At 43.1% G+C, this 15,961-nt stretch carries 9 protein-coding genes; 5 read left to right on the forward strand and 4 right to left on the reverse strand.

The window, feature by feature from the left end; genetic code table 11:
* Positions 1–38: 38 nt before the first annotated feature.
* Positions 39–1,126 (reverse strand): IS3 family transposase gene (locus AC2SLP_RS08390; protein ID WP_486535860.1). Its coding sequence is split into 2 segments (ribosomal slippage): positions 39–874 and positions 874–1,126, totalling 1,089 coding nucleotides; the frame shifts between segments, so codons are not numbered across the junction.
* A 716-nt stretch (positions 1,127–1,842) separates the two neighbouring features.
* On the opposite strand from AC2SLP_RS08390, the gene AC2SLP_RS08395 reads away from it, so the two are divergent.
* The gene (locus AC2SLP_RS08395) at positions 1,843–2,769 is read left to right on the forward strand and encodes an IS30 family transposase (protein ID WP_486536223.1); all 927 of its coding nucleotides are present in this window, start codon (positions 1,843–1,845) and stop codon (positions 2,767–2,769) included.
* A gap of 873 nt (positions 2,770–3,642) precedes the next feature.
* Here the strand turns inward: AC2SLP_RS08395 and guaA are convergent.
* Positions 3,643–5,262 carry a glutamine-hydrolyzing GMP synthase gene (gene guaA, locus AC2SLP_RS08400; protein ID WP_486536224.1) on the reverse strand — a complete coding sequence of 540 codons (1,620 nt, stop codon included), beginning with the start codon at positions 5,260–5,262 and terminating at the stop codon, positions 3,643–3,645.
* Positions 5,263–5,789: 527 nt separating this feature from the next.
* Here guaA and AC2SLP_RS08405 point away from each other — a divergent pair.
* The 4 genes from AC2SLP_RS08405 (at position 5,790) to AC2SLP_RS08420 (ending at position 13,753) form a co-directional block, all read left to right on the forward strand.
* Positions 5,790–7,529, forward strand: coding sequence for an FAD-binding oxidoreductase (locus AC2SLP_RS08405; RefSeq protein WP_486536225.1), 1,740 nt, complete (start codon positions 5,790–5,792; stop codon positions 7,527–7,529).
* A 258-nt stretch (positions 7,530–7,787) separates the two neighbouring features.
* Positions 7,788–9,455 (forward strand): glycerol-3-phosphate dehydrogenase/oxidase, encoded by a 1,668-nt coding sequence (locus AC2SLP_RS08410; protein WP_486536226.1) that lies wholly within the window; start codon positions 7,788–7,790, stop codon positions 9,453–9,455.
* A gap of 287 nt (positions 9,456–9,742) precedes the next feature.
* Positions 9,743–11,308 carry an FGGY-family carbohydrate kinase gene (locus AC2SLP_RS08415; protein WP_486536227.1) on the forward strand — a complete coding sequence of 522 codons (1,566 nt, stop codon included), beginning with the start codon at positions 9,743–9,745 and terminating at the stop codon, positions 11,306–11,308.
* 522 nt (positions 11,309–11,830) lie between these two features.
* On the forward strand, positions 11,831–13,753 hold the full coding sequence (locus AC2SLP_RS08420; protein WP_486536228.1) for a BCCT family transporter: 1,923 nt from the start codon (positions 11,831–11,833) through the stop codon (positions 13,751–13,753).
* 77 nt (positions 13,754–13,830) lie between these two features.
* On the opposite strand, the gene AC2SLP_RS08425 is transcribed toward AC2SLP_RS08420, so the two are convergent.
* Positions 13,831–14,985 carry a MalY/PatB family protein gene (locus AC2SLP_RS08425; RefSeq protein ID WP_486536229.1) on the reverse strand — a complete coding sequence of 385 codons (1,155 nt, stop codon included), beginning with the start codon at positions 14,983–14,985 and terminating at the stop codon, positions 13,831–13,833.
* Between the two features lie 512 nt (positions 14,986–15,497).
* Positions 15,498–15,953: a GNAT family N-acetyltransferase gene (locus tag AC2SLP_RS08430; protein WP_486536230.1), complete on the reverse strand. Its 456-nt coding sequence runs from the start codon at positions 15,951–15,953 to the stop codon at positions 15,498–15,500.
* Positions 15,954–15,961: the final 8 nt, after the last annotated feature.

Raw genomic sequence — 15,961 nt, forward strand, 5'->3', positions numbered from 1 at the left:
GGAAATACCCCCATATTTAAAACACTAAATAAGTAGAACTAAGCTGCCATATTAAGTTTCTGAATCGGCGTAAAGCCACCATTACCCATATTGGGTCTCTCGTTATTATAGTGATTGAGCCAAGCCTCAGCCTGCTGTCTCACTTGCTCTAAACTATTAAACAACTCCTGATTAAGCCAATCATAACGAACTGTTTTATTAAAGCGCTCTACATAAGCATTTTGCTGAGGATTGCCAGGCTCAATGTATTCGATAACAATACCTTGCTCAGTTGCCCAGTCTTTTAAATCATTGCTGATATATTCAGGGCCATTATCACACCTGATTTGATCAGGTTTGCCACGGCATTCTATTAGCTGATTTAAACTGCGTATGACTCTTTGAGCTGGTAGTGAGAAGTCGACCTCTATGGTTAATGCTTCACGATTAAAGTCATCAATGACGTTAAAGAGTCTAATGGCTCTACCATCGGTTAAAGCATCGTGCATAAAGTCCATGCTCCAGCTTTGATTGATATGAGTTGGTACAGCAAGCTTTTGTGGTTTGTCTCGCTTAATACGGCGTTTAGGCTTTATTCTTAAGTTTAATTCAAGCTCACGGTAGATACGATAAACACGCTTATGGTTGTAAGGTAGTCTGAGTACATTTCTTAAGTATAGAAAGCATAGCTTAAAGCCCCAGTTTTTATGGTCGTTTGTCAGATTAATCAACAGCTTGGCTATTTGCTCATTATCATCCGCTGTCTTTGGCTGATAGTAATAGCAGGTTATGCTGATGTTAAAGATCAGACAGGCCAAGCGTACGCTAATGGCTCTGGCTTTGATGTAATGCTCAGCAAGCTCTTTGCGCCTAGACGGCGCTACCACTTTTTTGACATGGCATCCTGTAAGATGTCTGATTTTAGACGCTCTTCAGCGTACATCTTCTTTAAGCGAGCGTTCTCAGCTTCTAATTCTTTAAGACGGGTAATGAGTGAGGCATCCATACCACCGTATTTGCTCCTCCATTTATAGAAGGTGCTCTGACTTATATTGTGTTCACGTAATATGTCACTGACGGGTACGCCTTGTTCTGCTTGTTTGAGTATGTTAACAATCTGTGTGTCGGTAAATCTTGATTTTTTCATGTCGAAATCTCCTGCTAGTATTTTAGCAGTTAGTTTCTACTTTTAGGTGTTATTATTTTTTGGGAGGATTACCCAATGTTTGTGTACTTTATTAGATTCGAAAGAGAATCTCGGATTAGGTGCAGTTTGACAAGGTGGGTAAGATTTTAGTTAAGCCTTAGGGTTTAGTTTTATTTAAATTTTAGTTTTATTCAGAGCGTGGCGACGTCTATGGCGCTACTTTTTTAACTTGCGGATTACTTGTTGGTTCATAAGTAATGATAGATACATCAGAAGAATCACCTTATTTCTAACCTTAGTAGAGTTTGAAGGAAGATTTGCAATAAAGCGTAGTCTATACAGCATGCGCGTTAAAGTAAGCTTTAATGTAGAATTAAACTCATTAATTAGCGCATAGAGGTAATTAGAAAATGAAGCTGTTTGATAGAATTCGAGCTGATTACAAACAGAGTAAAGCGATATTTTGGTTAAAGTTTATAATCATCATAGCGATGCTTTATTGTAGTTTGCAGTTACTTTTTATCATGATAAAAGACTTCAGGAGCAGTGAGTTCACTTCTACCGTCACTTTATATCCTTTCTTTATCGTCTTTCTTACAGGGTTTATATATTCTTAGATTAACACATGAAGTGCAATATCAAATGACAGGTGAAAAAAAGACCTAGATGCGCTAGCATCAAAGTTAATATCCACCGACCAAAGTGAGATTGTAACCATGAGCTATACACAACTAAGCCTAAGTGAACGATACCAGATAAATGCCCTAAAGTCAGCAAAACACAGCAACAAATTTATAGCTGACCAACTAAACAGAAGTCCAAGCACCATATCACGAGAGCTTAGGCGCAATAAAAGTTTGCGAGGTTATCGAGCCAACCACGCTCATATACGCGCACTCATAAGACGAGCTAACAATGCTTATAGCATCATGAGCACTCTATGGAACTGGGTTACCACAAAGCTTAAAGAAGGCTGGAGTCCTGAACAAATAGCAGGCGTACATGGACAAATTAGTCATACAAGTATCTACCGTTACATACGGCAGGACAAGGAGCAAGGAGGCAGACTGTATCAGAGTCTCAGACGTAAGGCTAAGTGCTATCGCAAACGACTAACTACCGAAACACGAGGGCGTATCAACGATAAGATATCCATACATGATCGTCCTTGTTGTGTAGATGAGCGTTCACGTATTGGTGACTGGGAGGCCGATACCATTGTTGGTAAGCGTCATAAGCAAGCTGTTGTCACGCTAGTTGAACGTAAGACAGGACTGCTTAAAATGAAACGTGTGCTAAGACGGACTGCAAGTGATGTATCAGACGCTATGATAGGGTTACTCACCCCCGTTAAAATACAGGTAAAAACTATTACCTCTGATAATGGTAAAGAGTTTGCTCACCATAAGGATGTTACAAAAGGCTTGTATAGCAGTTTCTTCTTCGCTGATGCCTACGCGTCTTGGCAACGAGGTACAAACGAGAATACCAATGGTCTTATCAGAGAGTATTTGCCTAAGGGTTCTGATTTTACTGCGGTCTCTGATGAGCAGATGCAGGCTATTGAGGATAGACTTAATAATAGACCAAGGAAACGCTTAGGATTTAAAACGCCTAATCAGGTGTTCTTTAATATTATGTAGCGTTGCACTTGGTGTGTTAATCTAAGATTTGATTCGGTTGTATCAAATATCATTTAATAAACAGAGTCCAAGATTTAAACCCTTGCGAACAAGCGCTCTTGCCAACTTTGCTTTGTCGGCACTACTACTTTTTACTTACTTCGTCACTAAATCTATTTAATAGACTGGTTTTAAAAGGCGATTTCAAATGAAGTGCAGTCTGAAAAGGTGGGTAAGATTTTGGTTAAGCCTTAGAGTTAAGTTTTAGCTGGAAATCTTATTTAGATTTAGAGAATGGCAACGTCTTTGGTATTTCCTTTTTTTGTGGGTTACGCTTAATTTAATACCAGCGGTGGCTATTGTATTGAAGATAGAGTGATTTCAGGATGGTCCTAATTTTGTCATTCAAGCGTAGTTTTTAGACATCAAGATGTAGTTTTTAAAAATTGTAAAATCAACTCCAATTCTGTAGTCAAATATTTGATCTTTAAATCTGTAGCTAAATCAGTTAAACACTCCCAATCCAAAATCCAAAAGCGGTTTAGCCCCGATTGCAACGGATATCCTGCTTATTGAGACGAATTGCAGAGGCTTGTTTTTTTCAGAAAATCGTAGATTTTCTCTTGCGTCGGGGTGAAGCAGTGCTTCACTTTATCCCTCCTCAGGCGCACGAAGTAAGCGACACCCCAAAGCTTAGCCTCTGCCTCGGATAAATAAGCAGATAGCAGTGGAAAGCGGGATTAGCTACAAAAAAAGCACCCTTGCGGATGCTTTTCATACAAATGTTTTAGGGAATCAAATAGACGTCTAGTACAAGCAATACGAGCGCAGATTGCACATCAAGTGCATTAAGCGAGTGTGACGCTGTAATAGGCGTCTATTTGGTTTGCTAAGCTATTCCCACTCAATCGTCGCAGGCGGTTTACTCGATACGTCATAGGTGACTCGGGAGACATCAGCGATTTCATTCATGATGCGGTTGCTGACCGTCTCGATGAGTTCGTACGGCAGATGAGCAAAGCGGGCAGTCATGAAATCCACCGTTTCAACAGCACGCAGCGCAATCACCCATGCATAACGGCGACCATCACCGACCACACCAACCGATTTTACAGGGGTGAATACCGCAAACGCCTGCGCCGTTTTTGCATACCAACCCGAACGCTCAAGCTCTTGCATAAAGATGGCATCAGCTTCGCGTAGAATGTCGGCATACTCTTTTTTGACTTCACCCAAAATACGCACACCAAGACCAGGTCCAGGGAACGGATGACGGTTAATCATCTTCGCTGGTAGGCCGAGGGTTAAACCGAGTTTACGCACTTCGTCTTTAAATAAATCGCGTAGTGGCTCAATGAGTTTAAACGCTAAATCGTCGGGCAAGCCGCCTACATTATGATGGCTTTTAATCACATGCGCTTTGCCTTGGTGTGATTTTGCAGATTCAATCACATCGGGATAAATGGTGCCTTGCGCCAAATATTCAATCGGTTTGCCGTCGCTACTTTGGCTGACATCACGGGCAGCATCAGCGAATACGTCAATAAAGGTTTTACCGATAATTTTACGTTTGGCTTCAGGGTCTGCCTCACCTGCCAAGGCATTTAGGAAACGGTCTTCGGCATCGACACGGATAACCTTGACGCCCATGTTCTCACTAAACACTTGCATGACTTGGTCGCCCTCGTGCAGACGCAGTAAGCCGTTATCCACGAACACACAGGTAAGCTGATCGCCAATGGCTTTGTGCAATAGCGCCGCCACGACGGAGCTGTCGACGCCGCCTGATAGTCCTAGTAAAACTTGCTTATCGCCAATTTCTTCTTTGAGCTGTGCTACTCGCATGTCGATGATGTTATCGGGCGTCCAGTCGCCAGCACAGCCACTAATGTTGTGCACGAAGCGCGATAGTATTTCTTGCCCTTGCAAGGTGTGAGTCACCTCGGGGTGAAACTGAATGCCATAATAATGCTTATCTTCGTTCGCCATTACCGCCACTGGGCAACTGGGGGTATTTGCGACCACATTAAAGCCATCTGGTGCACGGGTGACTTTATCACCATGACTCATCCATACATCCAAATGCTGTACGTGTTCACCGCTATGGATGTCGTCGTCTAGTCCATCAAGCAATTGACTTTTACCCGTCACCTCAATGGTTGCTGCACCAAATTCTTGCTTGGCGCTCGGTTGCACCTCACCACCAAAGTGGTCTGCCATCGCTTGCATACCGTAGCAAATACCGAGTATTGGCACCTGTAAGTCAAACACGGTTTGGTTAATCTGTGGTGCGTCGTCACCGTGTACACTTTCGGGTCCGCCAGATAAGATTATCCCCTTTGCATCAAAGTCTTTGATGCGGTCTGCATCGATGTCGTAAGGGTACATTTCGCAAAACACACCAGCTTCACGTACGCGGCGGGCGATAAGCTGACTGTACTGTGAGCCGTAATCTATGATTAAAATTCGGTCTTGTTTGATGGTGGGTGCATCGTTGCTCAATGAATTGCTCATGATGTCGTCCAAGTTTAGAGTCAAGTTAAGAAGTGGGTTTATTAAATGGGTATAGGGTAATGCATATAGGTTGACGAAAAAAGGGTTTTGAAAAATAAGCTACTGAAAAATAAGGTGCTAGATATGGGTATGAAACAGTGGTGCGTCGCTTGTCATAATTTAACTCCTATTTTAACAAGATTAGACCGAAATGTGGGTGCTGTATTTGAAACAATGCCTATTAATTGTCCGTTTTTTTTCTATTTAATATCTATTTAGGACAGTGGTGGATTACAGTTTCGCAACTATAAGTATTGATCAACACATCACTGCTAAAAAATAGTTATTTATATTGCTTATATTAAAAACTATCAGTAATATAAATTGACAGTTGCAATTTATACCTAATCTAAAAATTGATACTGTATCAGCTTTAATATGGTTTTGATTTGGTCCTAGCAAGTTTATATGCGTGGCTTAACCAATTATGGCGTCATCAAATTCACCTATTAACGATCTACTTATAACAAATGGACAGGTTATATCGCATGAGCAAATTTGCATCTTTATTTGGTAATACGGCCAAAACCAACCCCGACGATAATTCTGTAGACGCTGATGATTTTTTAGCAAATGCTAAAAATGGTAACACGCTCATGCAAGAGACACGCTGGAATGGGTGGGGCAACGTTAATATCACTAAAAAAGTCTCACCGCATGGGGCTAAGCTCATCAAATCCCATATTGGTAAAACCAAAAAACTGTCCTCGGTAACCCTAAACAAAGTCATCAGCCATGTACCCGACACACGCCTGCCAAATGCAGTAAAAGAATTAGATATAGTCACAATAGATAAAGAGACGCGTGTACGCCATGCGCGCGGGCAAAGCTTTCCTGATTGGATAGCCATGCACAGTGGTGATTTTGGTCAATTTCCTGATGGTGTTGCCCTACCTACCTCTACCCAAGAGGTTGAAAGGTTATTAATGCTTGCCAGTGAGCATGATCTTATTGTGATTCCATTTGGTGGCGGGACTTCGGTGGCAGGACACATCAACCCACCAAAAGACGCCCGCCCTGTGCTGACCATTGCCATGCATTTGATGGATAGACTCATTAAGTTAGATACTGAGAGTCAAATAGCAACCTTCGGTGCTGGCGCTCAAGGTCCTACGGTAGAGGCACAGTTGGACACGCATGGCTACCGTTTGGGTCATTATCCCCAATCGTGGGAGCTGTCGACACTCGGCGGCTGGATTGCGGCGCGTTCAAGTGGGCAGCAGTCTTTAGGGTATGGCCGTATTGAGCAAATGTTTGCCGGTGGTACGCTAGTGACGCCGCAAGGTACCCTTGAGATACCAGATATTCCCGCATCTTCGGCAGGTCCCGACTTGCGTGAGATGATGATGGGCACTGAGGGGCGAGTGGGTATATTTACTGAGGTAAAAATGCGAGTGCAGCCGCAGCCTGAGGAAGAGGTCTTTAAAGTGGTGTTTTTTCCCAGTTGGGATGCGGGCCAAGCCGTATTAAGACATGCCGTGCAAAAAAACATTGCCTTATCTATGCTGCGTTTAAGTAATGCTAAAGAGACGGACGCGCATCTACATTTAGGCACCACCCGTAGCCAATTTCTAGCCTTAAGTACTTACCTTAAAACCCGTGGTCTTGACTCGAATAAAGTGATGTTAACCTATGGGGTTAGCGGAAACAAAGCACAAAACAAGTTAGCTCTCAGCCAATTTAAACAGCTGCTTAAACAATATAATGGCGTGAGTGGTAAGCTGACAGATGTTATGGGCTCAATCTGGGCACATGGCCGTTTTAAATTTCCTTATTTGCGCGGCACGTTGTGGCAAAAAGGCATCATGGTAGATACCTTTGAAACGTCTATTAATTGGACAGATATTGATACGCAAATGGCGCAAATGGAGGCGGGCGTTCGAGACTCGTTGATAGATGAGGGCGAACAGGTCATGGCTTTTACCCATGTCTCGCATGTTTATAAACAAGGTGCGAGTCTTTATACCACCTACTTTTTTAGAGCGGCTAAAGATCATGCCACAACCTTAAAACGGTGGCAAAAGATCAAACATGCCGCAAGCAGTAGCGTCGCAAATGGCAAAGCCACTATTTCACATCAACATGGTGTGGGCCGTGACCATGCGCCGTATCTAAAAGCAGAAAAAGGGGAGCTTGGCTTACAAGTGACTCGCGACATGATTTGCAGCTTAGATCCAGACGAGCGTATGAACCCAGGCGCCTTATTAATTAAAAAGCACCTTAATTAAAAGCACCTTAATTAATAAGCACCTTTATTAAAAGCTACTTGAGTAAAAAACTTCTAAATTAAGAATTCATTAAGATTTCCTACTCTTAACCTATTAGCATTTGCTGTAGGCCGGTGCTTTTGGCCCAGCTAAAGAACAAATTTTATGAGGGTTGATGGGCTAAATGTTCAGCCTACGTCAAGAGTTGGGATTGGGTTTAAGATAGAAGATTATGCCCTATTCCCCGTAATCATTTTTAAGCGTTATAAAGAGACAGTTATGACTCATACCCAGCACCGTCAGCAATCTCTAGCGCCACTTAACCGCTCTGAACCTTGGGATTTATTGATAATTGGTGGCGGTATTACGGGTGCAGGCATTGCTCGCGAGGCGGCTAAGCGTGGTTTGGATGTCATAGTGGTTGAACAAAAAGACTTTGCTTGGGGTACGTCAAGTCGCTCCAGTAAAATGGTACATGGCGGACTGCGCTATATTGCCTCAGGCGATTATAAAACTACCCTACATAGTGTGCGCGAGCGTGAGCGAATGCTCAAAGAGGCAGACGGTTTGGTCAATGAAATGCACTATGTGATGCCGCACTATAAAGGCAAATTTCCGCCACCGTGGATGTTTAATACGTTGCTGCGGGTCTACGACAAGCTGGCAGGCAAACGCTACTTTACCTATTTTAAAAAGAATGCCTTTTTACCCCTAAATCCTGGTATTAAAGAGGACAAACTTTTGGGCGCTAGTCAGTTTAGTGATGCGGTGACAGATGATTCCCGATTGGTAATGCGCGTGCTAGATGAAGCCATTAATGATGGAGCCCATGCCATCAACTATTTAAAAGCAGACGCGTTACTAAAAAATAATCAAGGCCATGTGGTGGGCGCTACCTTAGTCGATACGGCCAGGCATCCTGATGATGCAGCAGGACGTACAGATACTTATGATGTCTATGCCAAAGTTGTGGTCAGTGCAACTGGCGCATGGGCGGACGATTTGCGTCTTGAGGCCACTGACGATACCAACATACAAAGTCAAATTCGCCCTTCTCGTGGCAGTCATTTGGTCGTCAGTCAAGACCGCCTTCCGATCAAACAAGCCTACACCTTATTACACCCTGTTGATAAAAGAGCGCTGTTTGTATATCCGTGGGAGAAACGTACTGTGATCGGCACCACCGACTTAGACCATCCCCCACTGGACGAACAAGAGGTGGGCATCACCAATGAAGAAGTGGATTATTTACTATTAGCGATGAATGGATTGTTTGACCATGCCAAGCTAAGCCGCGAAGATGTCATTAGCACGTGGGCAGGCGTGCGGCCACTCATCTCAGACAGTGGCAATGGCAAACGTGTTGATCCCAGTAAAGAAAAACGCGACCACAGTGTGTGGCTAGACAACAATCTAGTGACAGTGAGCGGCGGCAAATTAACCACGTTTCGGCTTATCGCCCTTGATGTCCTCAAGATATGTGAGCAGGTATTGCCGATAGACAATACCAGTATTGATGATGCTATTTTTACCAATCCTACTCCCACTGATCCTAAGTTTGCGACGCTGTCGCCAGATTTACAACGCCGTTTGCAAGGCTTTTATGGGCTTCAAGTAGACACGTTATTGCACATGGCAGATAGCAAAGAGCTTGTGCCCATAATTGATACCAATACCTTTGATACAAATATTTTTGATACCAATACGCTTTGGGCTGAGGTTAGATATGCTGCACGCTATGAGCAAGTGATACATTTAGATGACTTGTTACTGCGCCGAACGCGTTTAGGACTGGTGTTGTCAAACGGGGGTATCATCCCTAAAGTGGTCGATACTTTAAAAACCATTTGCCAGCAAGAGCTTGGCTGGAATGATAAGATGTGGCAGCAAGAGTTAACACGCTATCAACAGTTATGGCAGCGCTACTATCATCTACCTTCTAATTAAAACTAAAACCTAAATCAAGACTAAAACTATGACCTTTTCAAACACTTTACCTTTATTTTAGATTTTCTTTTCTTAGCTTTTATTTCTAGCTATTTGTTTCTAGCTATTTGTTTTTAGGCTTTCATTGTTTAGGTTTTTTAGCGGCACGATGTTAATGATCGCTTATGTAGAATTCAAAACCCTTGAAGATTTTTAAAACGCTAAAGGATTAAAAAGCGTTTAAGTATTTGAAGGTTTTGAAAATAATCGTAGTTTTAATCACTCAATGGACTGAGCGGTATTTCAATATGAGCAAGCACCCTACCCCAATTTATTTTTTAGCCATCGACAATGGGACGCAAAGCGTGCGAGCGCTTATTTTTGATCAATTTGGTACCGAGATTGCCAAAGCCCGTATTCCCCTCGACCCTTATTTTTCGACGCAGCCAGGCTATGCCGAACAACATGCAGAGTATTACTGGAAAACGCTTAGCGAGGCCTGCCAGCAGCTTTGGCAAACCAGTGGCATTCGCCCTGAACAAATTGCAGGCGTTAGCCTTGCTACTCAGCGCTATACGATGATATGTCTTGATGACAACAAACAGCCACTACGACCTGCTATTGTATGGATGGACATGCGCCATGGTAAAGCCAATGATATTGGTATGCTAGACCCGCTTACCAAGCTCGTTGGCATGGGGCAATTGGTAAAAGACGCACAGCAAAAGGCACGCTGCAACTGGCTATCTCATCATGAGCCTGAGATATGGGCTAAAACTGCGCATTATGTAAATTTGTCTGCTTATCTCACCTATCAGCTAACGGGCAAACTTATGGATTCTACAGGGCATGCCCTTGGTTATTTGCCCTATGATTACAAAGCTCAAAAATGGATGAAGCCAAGCAATATCAAATGGCGGCTGTTTAGTTGCCGGCTTAAACAGATGCCAGACCTAGTAGAACCAGGGCAGCTTATGGGGCACATCACAGCGAGCGCGACCAACGCCACAGGCATTATTGAGGGTACGCCTATGATTGCCGCAGCAAGCGACAAAGCTTGTGAAGCACTAGGCTCAGCAGGGCTTGATGAAAACACAGCGTGCTTGAGCTTTGGCACCACCGCCACCATCAACACCACCTCATCTAACTATGTCGAAGTGCTAAAGCATATGCCATCGTACACAGCGGCAGTGCCGAATCACTACAATCATGAATACATGATATATCGCGGTTTTTGGATGGTGAGCTGGTTTAAAGAGCAGTTTGCGCATTACGAAAGCCAGCTTGCTAAGACGCAAGGCATTGATACCGAGCATTTATTAGATCAAGCCGTGCAAGATATTCCAGCAGGATGTATGGGGCTTATGTTACAGCCCTATTGGTCGCCCGGCGTTCGTCATCCGGGTATAGAAGGCAAAGGGGCGCTGATTGGCTTTGGCGATGTGCATACCCGCGCCCATGTGTACCGCGCTATACTGGAGGGCTTAGCTTATGAGCTCAAGCTTGGCTTTGATACGATAGAAAAACGCACACGCAAGCCCATCAAGCATCTGCGTGTGTCAGGCGGCGGCTCCCAAAGCGATGCAGCCATGCAGCTCACCGCTGATATATTTGGTATGTCAGCATATCGTCCCCATACTTTTGAGGCCTCAGGCTTAGGTGCTGCCATCAACTGCGCTGTGGGTTTAGGCATCTATCCTGACTACACCACTGCCTGTGACGCCATGACGCATTTGGGTGATGAATTTATACCCATTGCGGATAACGTTGAGCTATACAAACGCTTATATCATGAAGTCTATCTTAAAATGTATAATCGGTTGCAGCCCTTATATCAAAGTATTCAAGACATCACCGGCTACCCAGCAAAGTAGCTGACGCACTCTAATTCTTATTATAGTAGTCAATATAATGGGGGTCGATATAACAGTCACTGATATATCAATGACTGATTTAACAGTTGCTGATTTGGGCTATTTTGAGATAGGCTGTTGTTTAAAACACAATGTGAACCCAAGGTTTGACCATGAAAATTGCTAGTTTAGTTATCTTTTTTATCACCGTCACCATTATCAACTATCTACTTAATAGATTCATCAATCTCGGTCACGATATGTCTTATATCTTAATCCTAAGTGTCATCACCACTTTATTGTTTTACCTCATGTCATTTATCAGACGACGACGTTCTAAATAAGTGCATTTTCCATATAAGTACATTGTCTAAATAAATACATTGTCTAAATAAGTGCATTTTGCCATTTATGAGCAGCATGACTGTGGCTCTTGATACCATTTGCACCATTAGGGTTTGGTTATGTTAATATACGTCGCAGCATTAAGTTTTATTAAAAACTCACAATTGCTAACCAATCCACTAACAAATCAGGAGCGGAATGATGACCACCTCTAGCGGTGACAACAATCGTCTCCCATCTAAACCAAATGCTGATACAAGAGCGGATACTAAAGCTGCCTCACAAGAATACTTGCCAGACTACATAAGAACCAATGCAAGACATCACAAACCTCCGCATTTAGGGACATTTAGCGTTGGTATGGATATGAGTCAACGTCGTCCTGATCATGAGCCTGATACCAGTATTGATAAATTCACCTTCGGCATGGTGCTTTTCATACTTATTGCCATCTGTATTCCGCTGATCTTCTATCCAGAACAAGGTAAAGAATGGGTAAACATTGCCCGTACCTTTGTTACCACCAACTTTGGTGTGGCTTACTTGGCCTTTGGTGTGATCGCTTCCATGTTTGTTGTTTATATTATATTTTCAGACATTGGTAAGATTAAACTAGGCCGTCCTGAAGACACGCCCGAATTTGCTGATAGCTCGTGGGCGGCGATGCTATTTTGTGGGGGTATAGGTGCCAGTATTTTGTATTGGGGTTTGATTGAGTGGGCATATTATTACCAAGGTCCACCTTTTCATCTAGAGCCAGGCTCACCTGATGCCATTCGCTGGGCGACCACTTACGGTATTTTTCACTGGGGACCCGTGGCTTGGGCCATTTATTTAGTGCCTGCGGTAGCCATTGCTTATTTTTATTATGTGCGCCAAACCCCTGTGTTAAAGGTTAGCCAAACGTTAATGCCATTATTGGGAGAAAAAATAGCCAATAGTAATTGGGCTAAGATGCTCGATGTATTGTTTGTATTTGGTATGGTAGGCGGCGGCGCGACTACGCTAGGTCTAGCCTCTCCGCTTATTAACGAAGGTTTATACAACCTCTTTGGTCTACCTCGTAATATTACCATGCAATTGGTGGTGTTATTAGTCACCACCTTGATCTTTGCCTATAGTGCTTATCAAGGGCTTAAAGGCGGTATTCAAAAACTCTCTAACATTAACTTTTATTTAGCCGTTGTCTTACTGGCATTTATTTTGATTGTCGGTCCGACAGTATTTATTTTAAATACAGGGCTTGAGGCAATTGGTCGTTCATTAACCGAAATGCCGCGTATGATGACTTATATCGAGCCCTTCAAAGACTATCCAGAATTAGGCTTTGAGCACACCACCTTCCCGCAAGACTGGACGGTATTCTACTGGGCATGGTGGCTAGTATTTGCGCCCACGATTGGTCTATTTATTGCCAAAATCTCTCGTGGTCGTACCATTCGCAATATGGTTGTTGGCTCTATGTTCTACGGATCATTAGGCTGCGCTATTTTCATGATTATTCTTGGTAATTATGGTCTGTATTTACAGATGAATGGCGAAGTTGACGTCGTAGGTATTCTAAACAATGAGACAGCAACAGCGGCAATTTTTGCGATTTTGAACAGCTTACCTATGTCCTATGCGGTGGTTGCTGTGTTTACTTTCTTAGCGATAATCTTTACCGCTACCACGTTCGACTCAATTTCATACATTCTAGCGTCGGTGGTACAAGTAGAAGTGGACGATGAGCCGCACCGCTGGAACCGTCTATTTTGGGCATTCACCCTGTGTCTATTGCCTGCTATTTTGATGTTCTTAGGCGATTTATCAACCCTGCAAACGGCTTCTATATTCGCAGGTGCACCGCTGATTATCATTTTATGTATGATGATGCTGTCTGTGATAAAAGCGGCTCGTTACGACTTGTATTATCAGCCTGATTATAACCTCAAAACCATTCATATTGAGGAGCTTGCAGACACTGCGCCATGGGAGATTGGTGAAACCTCCGATGCGCCAGAAGGTTCTGTGTTAGCACTACAAGAAGAGTGGGGGGATATGATTCGTGATGAAGAGGCCGAAGCGGCAGAAGAGCTTGATAAGCTGCATGCTAAAAAGCTTGATGATGACCATACATAAGTTATCTAATCAAAATAAATAGCAAAGAGGCTGGATTAATTAATCCAGCCTCTTTTTTTCGCTTTAACCACTGTCTACTAAGCATCGCCCAATGCTTGCTTTAAACGAGCCAGCCCCTCACGCAATATAGACTCTGGACATGCCACGTTAATACGCAGTTTTAAATGCCCTTCTTGTCCATATTGTATACCTGAGTTGAGATCTACCTTGGCGTCTCTTAGTTGGTTATATAACGCTTTGTCATCATCACCATACGCCGCACAATCTAACCAAATCAAATACGACGCTTCAGGACGCATTACCTTGATATCCGGCAAATGAGCCGCGAGATAATCAATAGTTAACTCTATATTTTTCTCAATATACGCAAGTACTTGCTCCAGCCACTCACCCCCGTGCTCATAAGCGCTTTGCATCACAGTATAAGCAAATAAATTTAACTCAAATTCATCATTGAGCTTTTGATGATTATGAATCTGTTTTATCAGCGCCTTATCTTTAGCAAAGATAAGTGAGCCTTTAATACCAGCGATATTAAAAGTTTTGGTCATTGAGGTTAAACTTACGGTCATATGCTCATAGCCTTTGGCGATATTTAAAAAGGGCGTAAACGTATGTCCTGTTAAGGTCAAATCTTGATGAATCTCATCACTCACAATAGCAACATGATATTTTTTACAGATTTCAAAAACATCAGTCAACTCCTCTGCCGTCCATACCCGCCCGCCAGGGTTTTGGGGATTACACAACAAAAACACCTTCACCTTATGTTGTTTGATTTTGGCTTCCATATCTGTCAAATCAAAGGTGTATTTGCCCTGATCTTCTACCAGCGCCGACATAACTGCCTGACAACCGTTCAGCTTAGTTTTGGTTACAAAAGGCGCATATATAGGATCATTGATGAGTACTGCATCGCCCACTTCGGTAAACATATTTAGCATCAGCGCAATACTCGGCACCACCCCAGGTGAAAACAAAATCTCATCTTGAGTGAGCGACAACCCATAACGACTGCTGTGCCAGTTTATGATGGCCTCATACAGCGCCTCCGTTTGTTTGGTATACCCCAATATGCCGTGATCGACCACCTTTTGAATACTATCCAAAATAGGCTGAGCCGTCTTAAAATCCATATCCGCTACCCACAATGGAATGGTGTCATCGTCATAATGCCACTTGATTGAGCCGGTGTTACTGCGGTCAATCACTTCGTCAAAATTGTATTGCACTGCTTGCTCCTAAACTCGAAATAAACATTTTCTATTGCCCATTATAGACCACCCAGCACGCGACTTTATGAATATAATCATTAAAATAACATACTAATAAATAGCCAATCTCGCCCTGCGCTACTATCTGCCCTGCCCACTAATGCGGTGACTAGTGGCTGGTAACGTTCCTGTTATCTCGATACCGCTCCCAGCCTAGCACCGCAGTATAGTGGGCAGACCAGTATATCCGCTTCGGTCAAGGCTAAACCGCTCTTGGAGCAAGGTTTTAATTTGCTAGAAACTTTATATACGGCGACGCTTAGTTATTAGATAGCTCATGATTTGGTGGGTAGTGCGGTAGGTTGGGGCTTCAAGCCCAGCATCGGTCATAAAATTTATTCTTTAGCTGGGCTAAAGCCACCGCCTACGTCAAGAGTTGAGATTAGGACAAACATTACTTATTAAAACCTACTTAGAAGCAGTTATTTAAGTGTCACTATTTATGGTTTTATGATTAAAATTGATGAGGTTTAAGTATCGATACGCTTAAGCGCTATCAACGCTTTATTGCGATGATGGATATCTTCTCTAACACTGAACCCTAACTTATCCCAAAACCCATTATCAATATCGTTGCGCTTAAAGATATATAAGCCGACTTTAGAGATGTGTAGCTGTTTCATCTCATCCAATACCTGTTTTACCAACCGTTGTCCGATGCCTTGATGACGATAGTCTAAATGTACTGCGGTATGATAGAAATAACCACGCCTACCGTCCTCGCCTGCGATAATCACCCCAACAATTTGTTTGTTTTCATTTTCATCATCACTCTCTGCAACATAGCTTAGAGTTGGGTTGCGCTTTAGCATACGCTCAATACCTTGCCGTGAATCATCTATATCATTAAGCCCCATGTTTGGCGTGTTAATCCATAGGTTGTAGACGGCATCGTAGTCGTTTAGGGTCATTTGGCGGATGGTCATGAGGTTTG

This window comes from Psychrobacter sp. CX21, from assembly GCF_057396255.1.

Excerpts from the sequence above, each read along its gene's own strand:
- AC2SLP_RS08395 (WP_486536223.1), top strand. The coding sequence starts at position 1,843 with ATGAGCTATACACAACTAAGCCTAAGTGAACGATACCAGATAAATGCC.
- guaA (WP_486536224.1), bottom strand. The coding sequence starts at position 5,262 with ATGAGCAATTCATTGAGCAACGATGCACCCACCATCAAACAAGACCGA.
- AC2SLP_RS08405 (WP_486536225.1), top strand. The coding sequence starts at position 5,790 with ATGAGCAAATTTGCATCTTTATTTGGTAATACGGCCAAAACCAACCCC.
- AC2SLP_RS08410 (WP_486536226.1), top strand. The coding sequence starts at position 7,788 with ATGACTCATACCCAGCACCGTCAGCAATCTCTAGCGCCACTTAACCGC.
- AC2SLP_RS08415 (WP_486536227.1), top strand. The coding sequence starts at position 9,743 with ATGAGCAAGCACCCTACCCCAATTTATTTTTTAGCCATCGACAATGGG.
- AC2SLP_RS08420 (WP_486536228.1), top strand. The coding sequence starts at position 11,831 with ATGATGACCACCTCTAGCGGTGACAACAATCGTCTCCCATCTAAACCA.
- AC2SLP_RS08430 (WP_486536230.1), bottom strand. The coding sequence starts at position 15,953 with ATGACCATCCGCCAAATGACCCTAAACGACTACGATGCCGTCTACAAC.